Source organism: Microcoleus sp. PH2017_28_MFU_U_A (assembly GCF_020738035.1).
In the GTDB taxonomy this organism is placed as follows: domain Bacteria; phylum Cyanobacteriota; class Cyanobacteriia; order Cyanobacteriales; family Microcoleaceae; genus Microcoleus.
Genome location: NZ_JAEQCX010000049.1, coordinates 64,644 through 86,105 on the forward strand (window position 1 = coordinate 64,644; position 21,462 = coordinate 86,105).

Here is a 21,462-nt window from a genome sequence, read left to right on the forward strand (position 1 = left end):
ATTGGTAATTGGTAATTGGTAATTGGTAATTGGTAATTGGTAATTGGTAATTGGTAATTGGTAATTGGTAATGGGAATTGGCAATTGCTAATTGGTAATCATAAAATTTAAAGGGAATTTGCATCTTGAATATTTTTAGGGACATCGAACCCCAACCCAAACGCAGCTTGGTAACTTTATTTACCGCAGGCTTGCTATTCTGGTGTAGTTTGGCTTCGCTGCTGCCAACTTTGCCGCTGTACGTTCAATCTGTGGGCGGTAGCAAGCAGCAAATTGGTTTTGTGATGGGTGCATTTGCGATCGGGCTTTTGCTATCGAGGCCGCAGTTGGGTAAAATAGCCGACAGCCGGGGGCGCAAACAAGTTTTGCTGCTAGGCGTGTCTGTCGCTGCACTTGCCCCTATCGGCTACCTGTTAGCTCAATCTGTCCCATTACTGTTGTTTCTCCGGGCTTTTCACGGCATTAGCATCGCCGCTTTTACTACAGCTTACAGCGCTTTGGTGACAGATTTGTCGCCGCCCGGAAAGCGGGGCGAATTAATTGGTTATATGAGTTTGGCCGCCCCTATCGGTTTGGCATTTGGCCCGGCGATGGGCGGATTTGTCCAAGCTGGGGTTGGTTATCCTGCTTTGTTTGCGATGTCGGCGGCTTTCGCCACCACAGCTTTATTTATTACCACCAAAGTTGTGGAACCGAATTTCGCTGAGTTAACAAAGTCTGACTCGCTATCTGAGGACAAAAACAGCCAAAAATACTGGCAAATGCTGTGGAATCCCCGGGTGCGGATTCCGGCTTTGGTGTTATTGCTGGTTGGTTTGGTATTCGGAACTTTGAGCACTTTTATGCCTTTGTTTATCCAAGAAACTAAGGTTAATTTGAATCCGGGATTATTTTATTCTACGGCGGCTATCGCCAGTTTCAGTTTGCGGTTGGTGACGGGGCGGGCTTCGGACAAATACGGCCGCGGCTTGTTTATTTCTGGCGGCTTAATCTGTTACGCCGTGTCTATGTTATTGTTGTATTTTGCTAACAGCAGCGGTGCTTTTTTAATCGCGGCTTTGGTTGAAGGTACGGCTGGCGGTACTGTTATGCCAATGATGGTGACGCTGATGTCGGATAGGTGCGAACCTCAAGAAAGAGGTCGTTTGTTTTCGATTTGTATTGGTGGGTTTGATTTGGGGATTGCGCTTGCTGGCCCGACTTTGGGTTTTGTTGCTGAACAAGTTGGCTACAGGAATATGTTTGGTTTGGCGGCTGTTCTGGCTGCTTTGGCTTTGCTGATTTTTGTTACTTTGTGTAGCAAGAATTTGTCTCATTCGCTTAAATTTGCGATCGGGCGTGGCAAAGATGTTTATGCTTTGAATAGGTGACAGGATGGGGACGGGCTCTCCGGCCCATCCCACAAGAAAAAAGTTTTGTGGAATGGGCCGGAGAGCCCGTCTTAGCTATTTTTGCAATCTTGTTTATTGTCCGATACAGTTTAGATAAGATCTCAAGATAGTAAAAGCGATGTGAAAAATAGACTCTGCGATTGCTTCGTTCCTCTCTTCGTCTCGGGACGGGCTCTCCGGCCCATCCCACAAGAAAAAAGTTTTGTGGAATGGGCCGGAGAGCCCGTCTTAGCTATTTTTGGAATCTTGTCTGTTGTCGATCGCACTTGGCAACTTTAAACAACAAACGCACCCTACAAAATACTGTAAGATGCGTCGCTTTTGATAATGGGCTTGGAGGGATTCGAACCCCCGACCTCATGGTTCGTAGCCATGCACTCTATCCAACTAAGCTACAAGCCCCTGTCGAGTTCAGACTTAATCTAAAATTGATTAAGTTCTTTTCTCACAGAATCTAACAGTAACACCTTTACTAAAATAATGCAAGACCTTTCCGAAACTTTTTCTAAATTGCCCGATCGCGCGCAGCTAACTCACCTCGACAACAGCGGGGAAGCCCAAATGGTGGATGTTTCGGCGAAAGTGGCAACTGTGCGCCAAGCTGTGGCTGCGGCGCGGGTGCGGATGCTGCCGGAGACGTTTGCGGCGATCGAAGCGGGGAATGCGCCGAAAGGCGATGTATTGGGCACTGCAAGGCTGGCTGGAATTATGGCGGCTAAGCAGACGGCGAATCTGATTCCTCTGTGTCACCCTCTGCCCATTAGCAGCGTGGAAGTGCAGGTGATACCGGATGCTGGGTTGCCGGGGTATCAAATTCGGGCGACGGTGAAAATTAAGGGCGAAACTGGTGTGGAAATGGAGGCGATGACGGCGGTTTCGATTGCAGCGCTGACTCTGTACGATATGGCTAAGGGGTTGTCCAAGTCGATCGCCATTGAATCGATTCGACTGGTAAGCAAAAGCGGCGGCAAATCGGGAGACTATCAAAATTTAGAGGGATAAAGTTCCGGCCTTGGGGGGAGGCAGAATTCAAAAAGTAGCACTTATGCTTAAAATAGGCACAGAACTACTAACATCAAGTGAAAAACTATGCCTCCTCGTTGGCCCCGCAAACCCGATCGCAAAGACCCTGAGTACCGTCAATTAGACGATCGCATGAATTTTGCGATCCACGTCGGTCTTTTTTCTGCTTCCAATTCAGGTTTGTGGTTTGTTCAAAATTTGCAAAAGGCTGATTGGCCTTGGGCAGTTACAGTGACGGGTGTATGGGCTCTAGTAGTTTTGGCCCACGCGATTTTCATTTTTGCGATCGCCGATTATTCGCCTTTAACCAAAGATTCTGGTTGAAGGGAGTTGTCGGCGATTTGTTAACTGTTTTAATCCAGCACAAATAATTTGCTTTTTTAGATATGGCTAATACTACAGTTGCGATCGAATCCTTAGCCGCCCAAATCGGCGAAAATGTCTACATTGACATTGCCAAGTGGCATTTATATCTCCGTGATGCCCACCTGCATACCGTTGTTGCCCAACAACTTTACCCGATGCTGGAAGATGGCAGTTTAAATGATGACAAAGTTGCACGAGTTTTGCAAGGTATTTCAGTTAAGCTCGGTGGCGGTAAGCGGGAAGTGCCGCTGGCAGATTTGATTCCGATGCAGTGTCAAGTGCAATTGATGGATGTTCTTGAGGAATTTCAACGGGATATGTGATCTCAATTATTGATTGGGATTTAAGTGCGATCGCCCTTAATTTGACTTAAGGGCGATCGCACTTTTCATTATTTGCCTAAATCAACCAGAAATTAGCAGGGGTAATCGCATTCGCACTTACTCCAACCATCACACCTAACTGCTCCCCTGTCAAGAGGTTTTCGATCGGAGTTCCCTGAGTATTTTGAGTTATTCCCAACTGGCTAACACTCAAACCATCGGTTAGTGCGATCGAATCTCGATTGACGGTAAAATCAGCGATCGTATCAAATCCTCCATCGGCTTCTAAGACAAATAGATTGTTACCGCTACCGCAAATTAAACTATCATTTTGCAACTTCTATCTCGTAGCTGATGGCACCCTAGGCTTTTAATTACTAGGAAATTAGCAAAGTGCGATCGCACTGTCTGTGATTGAGTTCGCTTATTTACAATTATTTATATTTTTCTGATTATTGATCGCGGTGAATTTAGGGAATGGTGGGGCGGTGGCGCGATCGTAAATATTAAACAAAATGGGACTAAGTAAGTAGGCGCCAATAAATCGGTGCGGTGTAACAGAATGTGTATGGGTGTCAGGGAGCAATTGCTTGACTTCACTTCACTTCGTCTCGATCGCTATTTGAATACTTGTATATTTTCATACTCATTTACTTAATTGACAGCTAAAAAAGAGTGAAGCAAGATCCTCTTTTGTCCCTCTTTTTAAGGGGGATGCAAGGCGGATCTAAATTTGAAGGAGAAGTTTAAAAATACACCTTATAGCCCCGGACACCAGAGATTTAATTGTCACATCCAGCGTAATTTTTGCAATCAAAAATGCTATGGGGAGGCTTGTCGGGAATGCCACCCAATATTTTTACATTTTTTTAAGATAGCGGTTTGCCAGAATTTGCTCGCGCAATTATAGAGGTTTGCGATCGCCTGAAATCCTTTAAAAACAAGGCATTGACTTGTCTCCACTGAATATCTTTACGGCACTACACTGAAACCGCTCTGATAACATTTCTTAAAACAAAGCAACACATAAGTTCAGATCGTATCAAGAGCAGATATCGCGAAATAACCAGCCGTAAATACATTCAAGACAGTCGAATTCAAGCATGGACTCGATCGAGAGCAACAATAATTAAAAAATCTGTTTTACTTGACAACGTAAAACAATCAGGTTAGAACAATGCAAGTGACAAATATAGGACTTACGCAAGAAAACGCATATCTGTCATTCTTTGCTGTGCATCGCAATCTCAACTCTATGTTTTTTGTGGTTCATGCGTAAGTCTTGAGACCTAAAAGTTTGTTTGCTAAAGTATTGGCAAACTCTAAAACTTTTATATCTCTTTTTTTTGCAAACAAAGACAGCTTACAATCACAAAAAGATCACAGGTGCAAGCTACAATAACAAATTTTGTACAAAACTACCGCAAACTATGAACACAACAACAAGCGTGATTCAGAAATCGGAAAGCTTCGGGTACAAGCTTGCCAATTATTTCGTCAAAAACTATCAATGTCTGATTCAAAACCCTCGACTATTTTTGATGCGTAAATTTGCTCGTTTCGAGATTGTACGCGACTGGGCAACGATGTTATTGAAGCGTCCAGCTAAATCTCATGTTATCAGTCAAGAAAATGCTTCAGTTCTGGGAAAGTTGGATGTAGATGCGATCGCTGCTACGATCGAAACCGATAGTTGTTATCAAAATCTTCAGCTACCCGAAGATACAGTTCAAGAACTTTTGAAATTTGCCAGTTCTACAGTTGGCTACATTAACAGAGATGCCAACCGTCCCTACCACTACAAAGGAACAGAAAAAGTAGGTGCGGACTTACCCAAAAATGCCCGCGTTTGCAGCTATATGAGTAACGGAAACCAGTCTTCAACCCTGAAAGAACTGGAAAAAGACCCCGGCATACTGGCTATTGCAGCTAAATTTCTGGGTGCCGAACCAGTACACATGGGCAGCGAAATATCGTGGAGTTTCCCAGTTCCAGCAGAAAACCACATCCAGCAACGCAAGGCAGCCCAAGTATTTCACTACGATTTAGACGACTATCGGTTCATTAAGTTTTTTTTCTACCTTACCGATGTCGATATGTTCAGCGGGCCGCACACTTATGTTTCTGGAACTCACAAAGGCAAAAAGTTGATGCACCAGCTTATAAGTACGCGCTGTGCAGACATCGATGACGAAAAGATTGTTGAATATTACGGCGCTGAAAATGTGGTGAATGTCTGTGGCAAAGCTGGTTTTGGGTTTGTAGAAAATCCCCTTTGCTTTCACAGAGGAACGCAGCCAACTGAGAAACCGCGCTTGATGCTGCAAATAGAGTATACCATTAACGACTACGGCAACATTCACGAGGCTTTGGGTTGCTAGCAAGTCAACCTCGTCAATCAGGAAGTCTTGTCTGTCTGTCGAGACTTTTTAGATTATTCTCTGGGGCAGTGGGACGCTCCTAAAACATGATTCAGATGCCAACAGAAACTATATTATCTACCAAAACGGCCGCGAATGCGATCGACAAACATCTCAACTTCCGGCAACTTCATCTGATGCACAAAAATGGCAAAAACTCCCAACCCTGCCAAACTCGCCACACTCAACTGCACTAATTGAATTACCAAACCTTCAGTACCCAAAACTCTTTGACAGCCTTGCAGAGTAGCCAAGGACACGAAAGCAGTTAGAGAACTACCACAAGCTAACCCCAAAAAAGGCAAACTCCACTCCCCCCAAGGCAAGCCACCCAGCTTTTTATCTAATAAGTACAAAAACATAATCATCGAAACTAGATTCACTCCCACCGTCGCCAAAACTAATCCGGGCGCGCCGAAAGCTCCTACTAACAAATAATCCAGCAGCCCATTTAAAAAGATATTGATAATACTGACACGAAAAGGGGTTTCCCCGTCTCCCAAGGCATAAAATACCCGTACCAAAACGTCGCGGCCCAAATACACAAACATTCCAATACCGTAAGCCATCAATATCGGTATGACAAACTGCGAGGCTGACAGATTAAAAGCACCGCGTTCGTAAACAATGCGGACGATGGGTGTAGCCAGTGTCACCATTAAAGCGCTTAAGGGCATCATTGTCAGCGCAGTCAAAATTAAAGCTTGACGAATTTTATCTTTTAATTCCGGCCAGTCTTTGGGTTCGGCAAGGCGAGAAAATATTGGCAAAAATGGTACTAAAATTACATTAGAAATAATGCCTAAAGGAGTCATTACCAACAAGCCGCTGTAGCCCATGGCAGATGCAGCTTGAGGGATGTAGGATGCGAAAAACAAGTCAGTATAAACGTTAATTTGCAGCATTCCCGAGGATAAGGTAGCAGGAACCATCACCTTAACTACTTCTTGCACTCCGGGGCGTTTAAAATTAAACCGCAAACGCAATTTTCCCAATCCCGCGCGCCACTGCGCCGCCAGTTGCACTAACCACTGCAAAACTGCTCCTGCTAAAGTTCCCCAAGCTAATACTAAGCCACCGATTAGTGCGTATTGTGGCTGAGTAATTTTTTCTCCGAGTTGTAGCGCGAGAATTCCTAAACCGCCGACAAGTGCAACGCTGGAAAATAAAGGGCTGATCGAAGGAAGCCAGTACATATCGGCGGCGTTGAGTGTGCCGAAACCAATGCCGATTAAGCCTGAAAGCAATGCCATCGGCGCCATAATCCGAAATTGTTGGACGGCTATTGCTTTGATTTCTAAACCTTCTGCTGTTCTATTTAACCCGGGTGCTACTAAATCGATCGCCTGATCTGCAAAAATAATTAAAGCGATTGTTACCAACAGCAATATGCCGCCAACTAATGTGGTGATTGTCTCGACTAAGGGTGCAGCTTCTTTTTTGTCGCGGCGGGCTAAAACGCTGACGATCGCGCTGTGAAATGGCCCGTTAATGCCTCCCAGTAAAATAAATAGGAAACCGGGGATGACGTAGGCGTAGTTGTAGGCATCGACGGCGACACCGACTCCAAAGGCTGCTGCGATCGCAATTTGGCGCACCAATCCGAAGACTTTGCTAATCAGAGTGGCGACTGCGACAATACCGGCAATCCCTGCTAGGGAACGAGAGGGCTTCTGGGTTTCAGACACAAATGGTTACAAACGCTAGTGCTAAAAGGCTTTGCTAAGTTTAATAGCAAATCTGGACGATCGTAACATGAATTGTAATTGGTCAACTACCCTCCCTCCCCTGAAACTGCCTCAAGCGAGACAGTTTCAGATTGTGAATTTTAAGCAAAAAGCTTCTTCTTCAATAAAATCAAGGACAGAATGAGGGTTTTAGCGATCGAAACTGAAAAATGAAATAATTGTGTTCAAACTTTGCAATACTTGCCTACAAAGGGTTTCAGAGATTTTATTTTTGTCCGTAGGGGGGGTGAGCAATTACGAAAAAACTTAGTTAATCAACATAATAAATGCACCCTAAAAAAAACGACAGTTAAGGGTACATAAACGCCAGAACTATCAATTGGCTTTGCCTACTTGTAGGTCTTAAGATCTACAAAGCCTCATAGAACTCATTTGAGATCTATTGCTATAACTGCAAGCCTTGCGATCTATGAATTTTGGCTGTTTTGCTAGAGTTGGTTACGCAGCTATCGTCAACAGTTTATTGAGTTATACCAAACGGCTTACTTGCAAGCCTTATCGGTCAAGAAAAGATGTCAAATGAGTTCTATATGGTGAAGGTATTAGTCGCAGCGCTCCCTGAACTCTCTCAAAGTAGCAGTCCTACAATCTAGATGGAAACTGCGTTTGAGGTGCGCTTACCCTGACCTAGTATCATGTATTATATGTGGATATACTGCATTGGGTAGATCCACTAAAAAATCAAAGCTTGTGCGATCGAGTGACGGTGAAAAAATAGTTAAAGCTGAGATGTTACGCCATTGTCAGCAATAGGCATCTTGCCTGTTCATAAATAAGTAAAAAACAGTTTGTTGGTAATTAATTGATAAATTAGATATTTGGATTTTTTTAACCGCAGAGGCCACAGAGAGCGCAGAGGAAGAGAAGAGAGATGAGTAATTGTGATAGCGACTCACATCTAGAGGATATTCAAGCTGCGATCGCGCCGAATGAAGCTGGACACGATCGGGAGCTGAACAGTGATAGGATCAAATCGCTACATCCGCTCTTCCTCTGCGCCCTCTGCGCCCTCTGCGGTTAAAAAAATCCAAAACAACCATAAATCTTATAAAATGTTCCCATTAAATAAAGAATCAGCACTCCCAGATGAAGATTTGATGTAGATTTGGCCGATCGCACCCATCACAGGTGACAACTAATATAGTGATTTTGCTATGGTTGTTAAGGCTGGTCGATCGGGAAGAGCAGATTTCACAGTAAAATGTACAGTTCGCTAACCCTTCCGCGCAGGTGAGGTTCGATTTTAACAACTAATTAGCTCACCTCAAAAACCAACATCGTTTACTAAAGGCTTCAACAAGCAATCCCGAAGGAGTAAAAAATCATGGTTCAAACTCAAGAACTTTCTCAAACATTAACTCTGCTCGCATCTGCTGCACCCAACGGAATTTCCGCTACAGAATCACGCCCGTGGGGTTCTTTTACAACACTTGAAGAAGGCCCGGGATACAAAATTAAGCGGATCGAAGTCAAGCCGGGACACCGCCTCAGCCTGCAAATGCACCACCACCGCAGCGAACACTGGATCGTAGTTTCCGGTACTGCAAAAGTTACTTGTGGCGAAACCGAAGAAGTTCTATTTACAAATCAGTCTACCTATGTTCCACAGTGTATTTCTCACCGTCTGGAAAATCCGGGAGTGATTCCCCTGGTTTTAATTGAAGTGCAGAATGGTGAATATCTCGGAGAAGATGATATTGTGCGCTTTCAAGACGATTATGCGCGGACAGAATCTAAGGCTAAATAACCTATAAACTGGTTATTTGTTATTTGTTATTTGTTATTTGTTATTCGCACCAATCAGTAACCAGTAACCAATAACCAGTAACCAATAACCAGTAACCAGTAACCAAATAAAATTAATGATTCATCTAAGCAAAACAGCAGCGACAGAAGTAAAGCGCCTCAAGTCAAAGTATCCGAACCCGAATGCTTTGTTTCGTCTGGGCGTGGAATCGAGCGGCTGTTCCGGTTTGTCTTATACAATGGCATTTGACGATGCACCCGTCCCAGAAGACACTCTCTGCGAGTCCGAGGGAGTTCAAGTTGCGATCGACCCCCAGCACTTAAAATATCTCAACGAGCTCACCTTAGATTATTCAGAAGACTTGATGGGCGGAGGTTTCCGATTCCACAATCCCAATGCAGCCCAAAGCTGTAGCTGCGGCAACTCCTTTTCTGCTAAAGAATAATCAACTGTTCTGGGTAATGGAGATATTTTGACGGTATCAGAACTTTTTCCTGGTTGGGAATTGCCAATTTGTGAACTGTGACCGCCAATTTTTACAGAAGCTGAAACTGAAGGATAATCTCGCATTTTAATATAAGTAGTTTGAACGAACCGCGAAGACGCAAAGGACGCGAAGGAAGAGAGGAGAAGAGAAAAGAAAGATTTAACAATGGCAAATAAATCAGAAAAACCCCAAGATTGGTATAGCGAATATATCGCCACCTACAGTTACGAACAGCGAAAAAATTGGTACAGCCAAATCGCAGGTTTCTACCACAAAACTAGACCGCGCTATCCTCAACAACTAATTAATCGCGTTGTTGAATTAGCCGAACTCCCCTCAAATGCCAACATTCTTGAAATCGGATGTGGCCCCGGAATAGCCACTGTTCCGTTTGCGGAATTAGGTTTTGCAATGCTTTGTCTCGAACCCAGTCAGCCAGCTTGTCAGCTAGCACAACAAAACTGTGCAACTTATCCATCTGTAGAGATTAAAAATCAAACTTTGGAAGAGTGGGAATTAGAAGCTGATAAATTCAATGCTGTACTGGCGGCGACTTCTTTTCATTGGGTGTCACCGGAGATTCGCTATCAAAAAACGGCCGCCGCATTAAAAGATAAAGGTTCATTGATTTTGCTCTGGAATGCCGGAGTTTTGCCAGAAGATGAAGTTTACCGAGTTTTGGATGAAGTTTATCAAAATCAAGCTCCGTCTCTAGCAGTATATCATGCCAAAGAAAGAGCCAATCAAGCAGAAAGTATCAAAAAACTCGGACAAAATATCATCGACTCAGGCCTGTACGAGGATTTAATTTACGAACAGTTAGTATGTGAAATTACCTACAGCATTGAGGATTATCTGAATCTTTTGCAGACTTACTCAGAGTACATCGCGCTAGACGATGGCACGAAAAATTCTTTGTTGGCAAGTTTGCGGGAAGCGTTAGCAAAAAACTGCGAAAATATCATCAAAGCTTCCTATATTTCAGCATTTCATATTGCCAAAAAACTTTAGCACTTTTTCTCTTCTCTTTCTTCGTGTCCTTCGCGTCTTCGCGGTTCGTTAAAAAAACCTTATTTACCAATCTGAGGTGGAATTGGTAACAAAAAGGTTCGTAGTGAGGACTTTAGTCCTCGGAAAGAAGGACTAAAGTCCTCACTACAAACCTATTGTAGTATGGCTGCTGAGAATTGTCCACTGCATTAACTGCTGCCATTCCGGAGATTGAGTTAATAAATCTGCATCCAATTCATTGCCAGTATCCTGCGAAAATTCCGTAAAACACTCCGCCCAATTAATTACTGTTTCCACTGGCAAATAAGGCGTATAATTCCAAGAACGCTGCAAAAATTCTGCCATCTCAACAGGATGACCGGTGCGGTGCAAATACCAAGCAATCCAAACCAACGTACTGTACTTGATTTGCTTTTCCAACAAACGTATTTTATCCGGCACTTCGGGCCGCGCAAAAAAATTGTCCATTACCGCCGCCAAGGATTTAGCCTGCGGTAAACCTTTGTACATGGCACTTTGTTCGTGCTGGCGGTAGCAAACTGTTATTTGTCGCAGCCACTCTGTTTCGCATCCCATTAAGGCTAAACGCAGCGCTAAATCTGTATCTTCGGCTGGTGGAAATCGAGGATCGAAACCGCCCGCTCGCTCTAACCAATGGCGGCGAAACATCATCGCGCTGGGCAATACTGGTTTCCACCGCAGCCACATTTCTAAGTCTAATTTAGGGACGTTTTCCCAGGGTTTGACATCTTTGATAGGTTCGCCTATGCTGTTGACTTGACGCCAGCCGCTGTGGACTATTCCTAGATTTGGTTGCGCTCTAAATACAGCAATTTGTGCTGCTAATTTCTCGGGTAAAAAGTAGTCATCTGCATCGAGAAAGGCGATGAATTCTCCTTGCGCTAGTTCGATGCCGCGATTTCGGGCAATGGAAACTCCTTGATTTTGTTGGTAAATGTAGCGAATGCGATCGCCATATTGCTCTAAAACTAATTTGGTGTCGTCTCGGGAACCGTCGTCTACTACAATAATTTCCCAGTCAGTATAGGTTTGGTGCAGCACGCTATCTACGGCTTGGCCGACGTAAGCAGCACAGTTGTAAGCCGGAATCACCACGCTTACCTGCGGAGTTCGATCGCTCATCATGAATATCAAGTCCGAAGCATTAGAATCTATACAGGCTGGGCGGATTTACTAAAATCCCTGGCTGTGAAATCCAGAAAAATTATACACTCGCGCCTCAAAGATTTATTTATCAAATCTAGTTGCGTCTTTATTATAATACGTCTAAGGTGCGCCAGAGACTGACGCACCGGATAAGCGATGCTTTTTGAGCATAAATTTGGTTCAAGAATTTGCCAAAGTAAGTTGGCGCGAATTCAGTAAATCGTGGGGGCGAATTCCTAAAGGGTTGCGATCGCCTTTTACCTTTAAATACTTCTGAGCTATTTGCAAAACCTGTTCCGGATTGGGCGGCTTGCTCAAAAAATCGGAAGCACCTGTAAGTTTGGCTCGCGTGCGATCGATTATACTGTCTTTACCAGTCAAAAACACGATCGGAGTTTCCCGAAAACTCGGTGTTTGTCGCAAAAAATTACACAAAGCAAAGCCGTTTGTCTTCGGCATTACCACGTCCATAAAAATTAAAGCAGGCTTTTGTTTGGCAATGATGCCCACTCCATCCATCGGATCTTGAATTTTTAGAACTCGATACCCCGCCGGCAATAAAATTTGCTGTAAAAATTCGCATACTGTCGGACTGTCATCGATACAGGCAATCAAAGGGCGAACCTGCCCAGCCATCGACGCAGCAAGGCGCCACTGTTCTATAGGCGACGGTAAGTCTGGTACTGTGCGGAAATTTACTAAACCCTGCTTCATGTAATTAACTAAAGCGCGAGTTGCGACTGTCACGCACTGCTTTTTCTTCAATGCAATATCCCAAAGAGTATTCTCGCCGTTAAATACGTTAGCCAAAGCTATCAAAGAGTTAGAACTAAATCGATTTTCCTGCAACTGGGCAGACGCTTTTAAAAGGGGTGCTTGTTCTGGTTCTACCAGCCACAAACCCATGCCTTTCCACTTCTGCCAAATTAGTTCTGTAGAGTACAGAATTTGTTCTACTTCCGTTACAGACAGCAGCAAAGAAGAGATTATTTTAGAAAAATATTTTTCCGACGGACGCCACTCGCGACGCAAACCCGATTGACCGATCAGAGCAAACAAAACTTCGGAAATGCTACTGTGGACGATCGCCTTAGCTTGTTGCAAACTCATTTCGCTGGCAGCTAGCCCTTGCTGAATCAGTTGATATTCCCACAGTTCCCGAGCCTCCAGATCTCTAAGATCCACTTGAAAGTTGGGACAGTGTTGTCCAATAGCCCTGTACCAGCGCCTCGCTCTGTGCGCTCCTCCTGTGGCATAAACCAAACTACCCTGAAAAAAGTATAGTTGCCACTGTTGCTCACCTTGCTCTAATAGCAGTTTTCCCGTTGCTTGTTTCTGGCTGAGGACTGCCAAAGTATGAGAAAGCATTTTGTACCCGATTGCGGTAGCAGACATATCAACTCGCATTCCCTGTACTCCTGTTTTCCCTATTATATCGCTGCTGAGTTTGGAAAAAAAACAGTAATATTACTGAATTGCGTTCAAAATAACAAATTACCTGATGCTAGTTTAACCCGATCGGGTATTCATACAATTTCTCCAAAATAATGCAACTATAAGTGCGATCGAAATCCTTAATTGATCCGGTATTCCGAAATCTTAAATCTCAAATCTCAAAAAGGTATGATTCCCCTCGGGAGTTTTAGCTATAAGGATGCGTTGACAGTTGACTAATAACTAATGACGTTGGACGTTCGCTCGGGGGAGACGCTGGCAAAACATGACGTTGGACGTTGGACGTTCGCTCGGCGGGGACAGCAAAACATGACTAATGACTAATGACTAATGACTAATGACTATCTTTGGGAGGTACGGGATCGTAACCCCCTGGATGAAAAGGATGACAGCGCAAAATGCGCTTAACTGCGATCGCTCCGCCGCGCGCCGCCCCAAATTTTTCTATGGCTTCGATCGCGTATTGGGAACAAGTGGGCTGAAATCTACAGGCGTTAGGCAAATAAGGAGAAATCCCCATTTTGTAGCCTCGAATTAATCCGATCAGCAATACTTTCACAATCTTGACCTCAGCGTTTGATTAAATTAATTGCAAAATGTTGTCCTGTCTACCTATTTTTATTTCCCCCTCTTGGATCGCTAAAAGACAATTTGAGGAGACAATATGGTATTTGTTTCGGAGTTTGCTACTTGACCGATACCTAAAAAATTACCATCTCGATCGTAAACTTGCAAGTGATAGGGAGATTCGGAGCTTAAGTTTTCAGAGGGATGTTTGCTACTGTCCTCCGCTTCTACGGGCGTTTCGGGAATGGGGAGGCGCTGTCCTTGAAACCAGCGTTTGGTATATTCAGGAGAAAGGACGATCGCACCTAAGTGTCTCAAAACCGCCGATGGCAAAATCGGGCTGAATGTATTCTCCTGCAATTGCACTTCTAATTCTTCAAACGTGAGACTTTGGTCGATCGAGAAACCGCTGCTTTCGGTGCGAGTCAAACCAGCCAAAGTACCGCCGGCATTCAAGAGTGCGCCCAAGTCCCGGGCGATCGCCCGAATGTAAGTACCCGCCCCGCAGGCGATCGACAAATCCAATTCTGGAAAATCGCCGGGCCGCCAATCCAAGATATCCAGCCGAAACACCTCAACATTCCTAGCCGCAACTTCCACAGTTTCGCCTTTTCTAGCTAACTCATAAAGCCGTTTTCCTCCCACCTGAACCGCACTAAAACTCGGCGGAAATTGTTCTATTTTGCCGATAAAATTCGGCAGTGCAGCTTGCACTTGTTCTAAACTCAACTCCGGGACAGGTTTAGAATTCAGGATTTCTCCTTCTAAATCGTCCGTAGCGGTAGTTAAGCCAAACCGAATCGTACCTCGGTAAGCTTTGTGGTGTTGGAGGAATTGCAGCAGTCTGGTTGCTCTTCCCAGGGCGATCGGCAAAACGCCAGTCACAGCCGGATCGAGGGTTCCTCCGTGTCCCACTCGTTTGAGTTTCAATATTCGGCGCACTCGCCCCACGCAGTCGTGAGATGTCATGCCCGCAGGTTTGTTGAGATTGAGAAAACCGTCAATAGTCATTAGTAAGAAGGAAGAAGGAAGTTCGGCAAGGGATTGTATAACGGATGTAACTCACATCTTGTACCATTCTCAAGAACAGGCAAGATGCCTGTTCCACAAAAGATGATTTTTCTGGTGGAACAGGCATCTTGCCTGTTCCTCAAGGGCTTATCGACATTGGTGCAAGATCTCAGATGTAACGGATTTAATGAAAATCGATTCGAGGGAAAATGGAACAAGGAACAAGAAAGAAGGAAAAAGAAAAGTTTTGAGATTACTTTGTTGGTCGCAACGCTTCCCGGTTTTGAGTTAAAAAGTTAAATATTGAAACTTAAAACTCAAAAGAACCTGCAAGCCCAATTACCAATTACCAATTACCAATTACCAATTACCAATCCCCATTCCCAATTAAAAAATAAAGTCCGTCCGAGAGATAGTAACTCCCAATACAGTAGCCAGAGTTTCCTTGGTACTTGTAAACTGAACAATTGTACTCGGCACGGTTCCGGGCCCAGCAGAAATGGTGAGTTCGGCAAAAGTGAGGTCGGCTCTCAAGCGAATTTTATCCGTACCAACAGTAAAATCGGTAATCACATCGCCATCTGCCGATCGCCCGATCACAAAAGTATCATTCCCTGCGCCACCAGTTAAAGTATCTCTGCCGCGATCGCCCGACAAACAATCATCGCCCAGGCCACCAAACAGCGAGTCATCGCCTGCACCGCCAAAAAACGTATCATTGCCCGCGCCGCCCAACAAAGTATCGTTGTCTTGGTTGCCAAACAGCAAATCATTGCCATCATCCCCGCTTACCGAGTCAGCACCTTTCCCCCCGTAGAAAGTATCGTCGCCCGCGCCGCCCAAAACGCTGTCGCGGGCTGCACCGCCGAACAGCAAATCATTACCAGCGTCGCCCTGTATTGAGTCGTCCCCGTCACCGCCGTAGAGGCTATCGTCTCCCCCCAAACCTAAAATGCTGTCAGCGCCTCCCAAACCGAAGATCAAGTCAGCGCCGGCAGTACCGCTGAGGGAGTCAGGGCCGCTGGTGCCATTGCGAGCGGTAGCAGAGCCTCCGGGTCTGGTACCCGGGCTGGTTGGGGTTGGGGTTGTGATTACGATCTTAACTGGTACTGCTGATGGCATAGTTTTGAATACTGGTAGAAATTTGCCATTCTAACTTAGCCTAAAAGCGTAAGTTACAGAAAGTACCACGAACACCAGGTGTCTTCAGGCGGGGAAGTGTTCAACAGTTGACAGTTGACAGTTGACAGTTGACAGTTTGAGAGCGACTTCTACCCTTAAGTCCGAGGATTGGAGTAATGAATAGTCTGATTTTAATTTCTCCCTCACTCGTGAGAGGCTTTCAACCAATTATTTCTGGTAAAAAATCTGTTAGCAGCGTTGCTTGTTTGAGGATAAATTCAAGTAGCGTTGGCTGGCAAACAATTCTGCATTTAAATTGCATATTTGGAGCGGCGTCTGACCAACGGCTCACTCCTGGTTTGATTATTTCTTGATGTCCAATTTCAGTGCTGAGCGAGCCGATCGCCTTTGACGAAATAAATCTGCCCATCAATAGTTACGATCGTATAGTTTGGCAGTTGGTTCAATAGATAAAATTTAGGTAGAACGGTAAAATTATTCTTAAAGATTACAGTCATAGTAAAATTAAATATATGCTACAAGTAGGCTATATTTAAGAGATAAATGAGAAGCACCAAAGAATTATTCCTCACCAGCTTAACCGCTATTACGATGAGTTGGGGATCTGTCACCGTCATTCAGCGGATACCGGGGGCGATCGCCCAGACAAAGCTTCCGATGAGACTGCAACACGGGGAAGGAACCTATACCCTTACGGTATCAGAGACGGACACCACAAAATCTGCCTATGGGGGTCAGTTGCGCCTCTATGACGTGCATATTGCTAAGATGTTTGAGGTGACCTATGCTGATTGCCAGGAGATACCTAGGGCTGGCTTTAGAGATTGGGAGTACAGGGCAGGAAATGGCAGAATTAGCATGGGGACATTCCGAATCACCTGTCAGTTGGCTGGAGATATTGCGAACACTTACGGTTTAGGCAAACGAGAGCGTAGTGCGATCGAATATTCTCAGGAGGAGGCTGGGCGGCCAATATCAAGGACTCGTTCTATCCCTATTTTAGACATTACTGGCAATAAAGTCGATCGCTGGCTGAATTTTGTGCAGAGTTTTCGACCAATATAAAAATAACTTCTAGGAGGCTATAAAAATGACAACCCTATCGAACGAACAAACAGCGATTATCCGTACAGAAAGAGGACTGTCCATCGCAGGTACGCGCATCACTATCTACGACATCATGGACTATGTGACGGCTCAATATCCGCCTAAGTTTATCAGAGGATTATTTGACCTTACAGAAGAACAAATTAACGCAGCTTTAGCTTATATTGAGGCAAATCGCGCTGATGTTGAAGCCGAGTATCAAATTGTTCTTAAGGAAGCTGAGGAACTGCGACTATACTACGAAGAAAAAAATCGCGATCTGATTGCTCGAATTGCGGCGCAACCACCAAAACCAGGAACGGAAGTGGCTTGGGAAAAACTTCGAGCGGCTAAGGCAAAACGTGAGGCTAAAGCATGATTTTTTTGATAGATCATAATCTCAACGGACACGCCATAATTTTCTTTGGTTCTATTGCTAATCAAGGTTGGCTTGATATCATCCCAATTCGTTTTGTCACCTTTGCACAAATGGAATTACCCATCAATAGCGATGATAGAGTAGTTTGGCGGCTTGCTCAAGAAAATAAGATGATTTTGCTCACAGCTAATCGCAGTATGAAAGGTAAGGATTCTTTGGAACAAGTAATGCGCGAAGAAAATACTCCTAATTCATTACCTGTGATTACGATTGGAAATGCTGATAGATTACTGAATGATTCGGAATATCGAGAACGTTGTGTTGAGAGTCTAATAGAGATTGTGCTTGGTATTAATGGCTATATGGGTGTAAGTCGGCTTTTCATCCCATGAGGTTGGTCGAGATTGTTGAAGAAGTGCGATCGCAATTTGATTACCAATAGATATTGCGATCGCGCTTCTTCTGCTACTTATGAAGTTTGAATTTAATTTCAATTAATCAATTCTAGTAAACCTAATACCCCAAGCAGTAAATGTATTTGCATCTACAATACTTAGCTGATTTTCAGCAGAGCAACAAGCTGGTCTATCTGGCCAACCAGTCTTAAAAGTGACAGAAAAAGAACTACCCTTTGATACAGATTGGGGAATTGTTCCTTGAAAAGTTATATTTCCTGCTGGTACACAGTTATCACCTATAATCTTTTTGGCAACTAGAGAATTACCACTAACAGAAATCTGTACTTCTTCTGTTAATCCTCCTCTTTCACAAGTGTAACCATTTCCTCTCCATGTACCTACAAACATTTTACGCCAATATTCCTCTCTAATCTTTGCTGTGAAGTTCTGGCAGTTATTTCCGATTAGCTCGTATTTACCATCTCTTGGTTGAAGTACACATCGATCTGGAAGAATTCTACGGAACTCGCTCACAACTAAACGCACAATATTAGGATTATATTTCTCACGATCGATTGGCACGAAATTATTTACGTTACCCCCGTTAGGTTCTTTCCCACTGTTAAGTGAATTTTTGGAGTATTTGAACCTTCCTTCTGGACCAAAACCAATGTTATCAACTATCTCACCACTATCGCAGAAGAAGATATGTTCGTGGGAAAGTTCCGTATTTGTAATACCTTGTCCTGGTAATATATCTCCACCTGGTTTCCTTAGCTCTGGAGGAAGCCAGTAATTCAATAAACCCTGAACATTCCACGCACCAAAAAACACAGGCTGTTGAGCGAAGACTACATACTTACCACTCTGGAGGCATACTCTTTTGGAGGCAAGGGATTGTGCTTGGGCTGTACCTGAAAAGAACAGAGGAGACAAAAAGCCGAGTGTGGTCGCAATAATAGCCAATTTTTTCATAATGTTATTTCTCTTGACTATCCTCATTGTTCAGAAAAGTCATTAATTGGGCTTGAGCAAGAGCAGAATAATTTATATAGGTTATAAAACACTACTTCAACTTTACTGAATTCGATTGTGTTTTATTTTTATTCAATGATTATATTTTGTCGGTTTTAGCTTTGACAACTCAAAAGAGTCGGATTTAGTACCCAATTTTTCTAACCATCCCGAACCAATTTAGTAGGATTTGGTACAATTCAGTTGACAAAGTAGGATTTAGTAGGATATAGTACATTCAACCGCACTCAACCCAGACCCATGAATGTTGAAGATGTTGTAGAATGGGCGAATAATTCGATTTTTGACAAAACTGGAGAACATCTTACACCTATACAGGAAGCAATACTGATGGGTGTTTGGCAAAGACAAAAATATCCTCAAATCGCTAAAGACTTCCATTGTAGTGAATCTCACGTAAAAAAAGAAGCGGCTAAGTTATGGGAAAAGTTGCGTGAGGAATTAGGAGAAGACCTTAATAAATTAAATTTTCGTTCTAAGTTAGAGAAAAAGTATAGAGTTTCTCAAGCTTCCCAATTAGGTCACTGTTTATTACAAATTGATAATATTAACATCGGGGGTCAATTTATACAAACTATTGAAGATACAAAAATCAGATCGCCCATTCCCCCTAACTCTCCCCAAAACAACAGTCAACCCCCAATCATCGATTTAACAGACGCACCCGAATTAACTTACTTTTACGATCGCACCTCAGAACTCTCCACCCTCAAACAATGGATATTACAAGCCCACACCCGCCTGATTACCGTCTACGGCTTAAGTGGAATTGGCAAAAGCGCGATCGCCCTCAAACTCATCGAACAAATTCAAACCGAATTTGATTATATTATCTGGTTAAGCCTCGCTGACACACCCACACTTTCCACCCTCCAAACCGAACTCAAGCAATTTTTTGGGCGATCGCCACAACCCCCATTACCCACAATCATCGATTATTTCCGATCCTCTCGCTGTTTAGTAATCCTTGATGACGTACAAAATATTTTTAGTAGCAGTCAATTAGCAGGTCAATATTTAACAGGCTATGAAGATTACGGCAAATTTTTCAAACAAATTGCCACATCCTCTCATCAGAGTTGTTTAATCCTCCTCAGTTGGGAAAAACCCAGAGAAATTACTGCTTTAGAAGCACTAAACCGACCCGCACGAACATTACACCTCAAAGGCTTAGGAGAACAAGCCGCAGAAATTATCAGAGAAAAAGGATTAGCTGATGAGGAAAAATGGTCAGACTTGATCGCCTTTTATCAAGGACATCCTTCCTGGCTAAATATCATCGCTGCAACAATTTGGGAATTATTTGATGGTAGCGTTTCCCTGTTTTTAGCGGATGGAACAGATTTATTTTTAGGTGACTTAGAACCCCTTTTAGAATCTCACCTAGAGCGTTTATCAGACTCGGAAAAAAAGGCGTTCTACTGGTTAGCAAGTCAAGATGATGCGGTAGATATTTCCCACGCACCAGCAGATAGTGAATTATCCCGATCGCAATTGTGGCAAGCCATACAATCTTTAGCGCGGCGTGGCTTAGTGCAAAAAATGTTAGTAGGAGGGCGATCGCAATTTCAGATTAATCCTGTATTTAAAGAATATATTCAATCCAAGTAACATTCCACCCATTTATTTCTTAGTCTGCGGAGGCAGACTTTGTTTTTGTAGACGCGGTTTCAACCGCCGGGTTTGTTAAATCATCGATCGCACAAAAGCATTCACCGCATCATATTGATCCGCCATCCGCGAATAAAACTCGATCGATCGCAAATCCAACTCCGGCAAAAGTTCACTCTTACTAACCAACTCATACCCCGTAGAGCGCAAACAATAAACCGAAATTACCCCATCCTCCCAGAACCAAACCTCCTGCACACCCACCCGACGATAGATTTCCAGCGTATCAATTCCACCACTTGTCACTGTCACCTCGATCGCCAAATCTGGAACCGACTTGCGCGTACCCAAACAATAAGACTCATCTGGTTCTTTCCGTGCACCCAACTCCTTCATCCCGATAGTTGTACTACCGCGCCCATAGAAACGAATGTCTTTCGTCCGCATATACATTTCTAAAACCTGACCTAAAGTATTTTTAGGTTCTTCATGAGCATCAGATAAAGGAGCCATAATTTCTAAACACCCATCCAAATAAGTTAAACGCGCCCCTGTTTCCGCCAAATCTGCATCCAACTTTTCCAGAGTCTCCCATGTCACGTTTGACAGGAAAGCCGCACCTGTACCCAATCCTGCTTTAGAAATTGCGACAACCATTTGACTTACCTTTTACGATCGCTTTTCCATAATATCTGAGATCTTGCACCATGCTCAATTAGCCTTTTACGAACAGGCAAGATGCCTGTTCCACAAAGACTCTATTTTCTTGTGGAACAGGCATCTTGCCTGTTGCTGACAATGCAAAGACTCTATTTTCTTGTGGAACAGGTATCTTGCCTGTTGCTGACAATGCTCGGTTTCAACCGCCGAGTCTGATCGTTCCCAAAATTATTTTTCCCCAAACAAAAAGCGCCCCTATTTCTAGGAGCGCTTTTTGTCAATCTAAGGTTAAAAATTAACCGTTGATGGAAGGAGCAACCAAAGCAACTGGAGTTGTTTCGCCAGCAGCCAAGTCGAGTGGGAAGTTGTGAGCATTGCGCTCGTGCATTACTTCCATACCCAAGTTAGCGCGGTTGATAACATCAGCCCAGGTG

At 43.9% G+C, this 21,462-nt stretch carries 25 protein-coding genes, 1 tRNA gene and 1 pseudogene; 15 read left to right on the top strand and 12 right to left on the bottom strand.

From position 1 onward, the window contains the following. Positions 1-125: 125 nt before the first annotated feature. A complete protein-coding gene (locus JGK14_RS12465) occupies positions 126-1,370 on the top strand; it encodes an MFS transporter (RefSeq protein ID WP_293180722.1) in 1,245 nt (414 codons plus the stop codon). Positions 1,371-1,719: 349 nt separating this feature from the next. Here JGK14_RS12465 and JGK14_RS12470 read toward each other — a convergent pair. After that, positions 1,720-1,793 (bottom strand) — tRNA-Arg (locus JGK14_RS12470). Positions 1,794-1,871: 78 nt separating this feature from the next. On the opposite strand from JGK14_RS12470, the gene moaC reads away from it, so the two are divergent. The 3 genes from moaC to JGK14_RS12485 all read left to right on the top strand — a co-directional run bounded on the left by moaC (position 1,872) and on the right by JGK14_RS12485 (position 3,103). Next, the gene (gene moaC / locus JGK14_RS12475) at positions 1,872-2,393 is read left to right on the top strand and encodes a cyclic pyranopterin monophosphate synthase MoaC (RefSeq protein WP_293180725.1); all 522 of its coding nucleotides are present in this window, start codon (positions 1,872-1,874) and stop codon (positions 2,391-2,393) included. 87 nt (positions 2,394-2,480) lie between these two features. Beyond that, positions 2,481-2,738 carry a 2TM domain-containing protein gene (locus JGK14_RS12480; RefSeq protein WP_293157023.1) on the top strand — a complete coding sequence of 86 codons (258 nt, stop codon included), beginning with the start codon at positions 2,481-2,483 and terminating at the stop codon, positions 2,736-2,738. Positions 2,739-2,800: 62 nt separating this feature from the next. Continuing rightward, positions 2,801-3,103, top strand: coding sequence for a DUF3181 family protein (locus JGK14_RS12485; RefSeq protein ID WP_293180728.1), 303 nt, complete (start codon positions 2,801-2,803; stop codon positions 3,101-3,103). Between the two features lie 76 nt (positions 3,104-3,179). Here the strand turns inward: JGK14_RS12485 and JGK14_RS12490 are convergent, their stop codons facing one another. Continuing rightward, positions 3,180-3,440, bottom strand: coding sequence for a hypothetical protein (locus JGK14_RS12490; RefSeq protein WP_293180731.1), 261 nt, complete (start codon positions 3,438-3,440; stop codon positions 3,180-3,182). 1,093 nt (positions 3,441-4,533) lie between these two features. Between JGK14_RS12490 and JGK14_RS12495 the strand changes: the two genes are divergently transcribed. Further along, the gene (locus JGK14_RS12495; RefSeq protein ID WP_293180734.1) at positions 4,534-5,484 is read left to right on the top strand and encodes a phytanoyl-CoA dioxygenase family protein; all 951 of its coding nucleotides are present in this window, start codon (positions 4,534-4,536) and stop codon (positions 5,482-5,484) included. A 113-nt stretch (positions 5,485-5,597) separates the two neighbouring features. Here the strand turns inward: JGK14_RS12495 and murJ are convergent, their stop codons facing one another. Then, the gene (gene murJ, locus JGK14_RS12500; protein ID WP_293180737.1) at positions 5,598-7,211 is read right to left on the bottom strand and encodes a murein biosynthesis integral membrane protein MurJ; all 1,614 of its coding nucleotides are present in this window, start codon (positions 7,209-7,211) and stop codon (positions 5,598-5,600) included. A 931-nt stretch (positions 7,212-8,142) separates the two neighbouring features. Between murJ and JGK14_RS12505 the strand changes: the two genes are divergently transcribed. From JGK14_RS12505 to JGK14_RS12520, 4 genes are all read left to right on the top strand, one after another. After that, positions 8,143-8,292 (top strand): hypothetical protein, encoded by a 150-nt coding sequence (locus JGK14_RS12505; RefSeq protein ID WP_293180740.1) that lies wholly within the window; start codon positions 8,143-8,145, stop codon positions 8,290-8,292. A 303-nt stretch (positions 8,293-8,595) separates the two neighbouring features. Then, on the top strand, positions 8,596-9,018 hold the full coding sequence (locus JGK14_RS12510) for a phosphomannose isomerase type II C-terminal cupin domain (protein ID WP_293180743.1): 423 nt from the start codon (positions 8,596-8,598) through the stop codon (positions 9,016-9,018). Positions 9,019-9,133: 115 nt separating this feature from the next. Continuing rightward, entirely contained in the window at positions 9,134-9,463 is a 330-nt protein-coding gene (locus JGK14_RS12515; protein ID WP_293180746.1) for a HesB/IscA family protein, read from the top strand. A 207-nt stretch (positions 9,464-9,670) separates the two neighbouring features. Then, positions 9,671-10,516, top strand: coding sequence for a class I SAM-dependent methyltransferase (locus tag JGK14_RS12520; protein ID WP_293324844.1), 846 nt, complete (start codon positions 9,671-9,673; stop codon positions 10,514-10,516). A gap of 144 nt (positions 10,517-10,660) precedes the next feature. On the opposite strand, the gene JGK14_RS12525 is transcribed toward JGK14_RS12520, so the two are convergent. The 4 genes from JGK14_RS12525 to truB all read right to left on the bottom strand — a co-directional run bounded on the left by JGK14_RS12525 (position 10,661) and on the right by truB (position 14,716). Next, the gene (locus tag JGK14_RS12525; protein WP_293180806.1) at positions 10,661-11,659 is read right to left on the bottom strand and encodes a glycosyltransferase family 2 protein; all 999 of its coding nucleotides are present in this window, start codon (positions 11,657-11,659) and stop codon (positions 10,661-10,663) included. Positions 11,660-11,863: 204 nt separating this feature from the next. After that, positions 11,864-13,078: a response regulator gene (locus JGK14_RS12530; protein WP_293270226.1), complete on the bottom strand. Its 1,215-nt coding sequence runs from the start codon at positions 13,076-13,078 to the stop codon at positions 11,864-11,866. Between the two features lie 394 nt (positions 13,079-13,472). After that, the gene (yidD, locus tag JGK14_RS12535; RefSeq protein ID WP_325315132.1) at positions 13,473-13,697 is read right to left on the bottom strand and encodes a membrane protein insertion efficiency factor YidD; all 225 of its coding nucleotides are present in this window, start codon (positions 13,695-13,697) and stop codon (positions 13,473-13,475) included. Between the two features lie 80 nt (positions 13,698-13,777). Continuing rightward, entirely contained in the window at positions 13,778-14,716 is a 939-nt protein-coding gene (truB, locus tag JGK14_RS12540; RefSeq protein WP_293218396.1) for a tRNA pseudouridine(55) synthase TruB, read from the bottom strand. Between the two features lie 84 nt (positions 14,717-14,800). On the opposite strand from truB, the gene JGK14_RS12545 reads away from it, so the two are divergent. Next, entirely contained in the window at positions 14,801-15,016 is a 216-nt protein-coding gene (locus JGK14_RS12545; protein WP_293190162.1) for a hypothetical protein, read from the top strand. 87 nt (positions 15,017-15,103) lie between these two features. Here JGK14_RS12545 and JGK14_RS12550 read toward each other — a convergent pair whose 3' ends face one another. Continuing rightward, a complete protein-coding gene (locus JGK14_RS12550) occupies positions 15,104-15,838 on the bottom strand; it encodes a calcium-binding protein (RefSeq protein ID WP_325315133.1) in 735 nt (244 codons plus the stop codon). Between the two features lie 176 nt (positions 15,839-16,014). Between JGK14_RS12550 and JGK14_RS12555 the strand changes: the two genes are divergently transcribed. Then, on the top strand, positions 16,015-16,212 hold the full coding sequence (locus JGK14_RS12555; RefSeq protein ID WP_293202942.1) for a hypothetical protein: 198 nt from the start codon (positions 16,015-16,017) through the stop codon (positions 16,210-16,212). A gap of 9 nt (positions 16,213-16,221) precedes the next feature. Here JGK14_RS12555 and JGK14_RS12560 read toward each other — a convergent pair whose 3' ends face one another. Next, positions 16,222-16,356 carry a hypothetical protein gene (locus JGK14_RS12560; RefSeq protein WP_293270230.1) on the bottom strand — a complete coding sequence of 45 codons (135 nt, stop codon included), beginning with the start codon at positions 16,354-16,356 and terminating at the stop codon, positions 16,222-16,224. A gap of 46 nt (positions 16,357-16,402) precedes the next feature. Between JGK14_RS12560 and JGK14_RS12565 the strand changes: the two genes are divergently transcribed. From JGK14_RS12565 to JGK14_RS12575, 3 genes are read left to right on the top strand one after another with little or no spacing between them, the layout of a single operon-like run. Then, the gene (locus tag JGK14_RS12565; RefSeq protein WP_325315134.1) at positions 16,403-16,924 is read left to right on the top strand and encodes a hypothetical protein; all 522 of its coding nucleotides are present in this window, start codon (positions 16,403-16,405) and stop codon (positions 16,922-16,924) included. 25 nt (positions 16,925-16,949) lie between these two features. Continuing rightward, on the top strand, positions 16,950-17,324 hold the full coding sequence (locus tag JGK14_RS12570) for a DUF433 domain-containing protein (protein WP_293180779.1): 375 nt from the start codon (positions 16,950-16,952) through the stop codon (positions 17,322-17,324). Further along, positions 17,321-17,716, top strand: coding sequence for an ACP S-malonyltransferase (locus JGK14_RS12575; RefSeq protein WP_293180782.1), 396 nt, complete (start codon positions 17,321-17,323; stop codon positions 17,714-17,716). Before JGK14_RS12570 ends, JGK14_RS12575 begins: the two co-directional genes overlap by 4 nt. A 102-nt stretch (positions 17,717-17,818) precedes the next feature. On the opposite strand, the gene JGK14_RS12580 is transcribed toward JGK14_RS12575, so the two are convergent. Continuing rightward, positions 17,819-18,697: a hypothetical protein gene (locus tag JGK14_RS12580; RefSeq protein ID WP_293180785.1), complete on the bottom strand. Its 879-nt coding sequence runs from the start codon at positions 18,695-18,697 to the stop codon at positions 17,819-17,821. A gap of 300 nt (positions 18,698-18,997) precedes the next feature. Here JGK14_RS12580 and JGK14_RS12585 point away from each other — a divergent pair, with 300 nt between their 5' ends. Further along, a complete protein-coding gene (locus tag JGK14_RS12585) occupies positions 18,998-20,368 on the top strand; it encodes an NB-ARC domain-containing protein (protein ID WP_293180788.1) in 1,371 nt (456 codons plus the stop codon). Positions 20,369-20,443: 75 nt separating this feature from the next. Here the strand turns inward: JGK14_RS12585 and JGK14_RS12590 are convergent, their stop codons facing one another. Then, positions 20,444-21,025, bottom strand: coding sequence for a Uma2 family endonuclease (locus JGK14_RS12590; protein ID WP_293196437.1), 582 nt, complete (start codon positions 21,023-21,025; stop codon positions 20,444-20,446). 298 nt (positions 21,026-21,323) lie between these two features. Next, positions 21,324-21,462 (bottom strand): annotated as a pseudogene (locus JGK14_RS12595) (photosystem II q(b) protein); the annotation flags it as partial.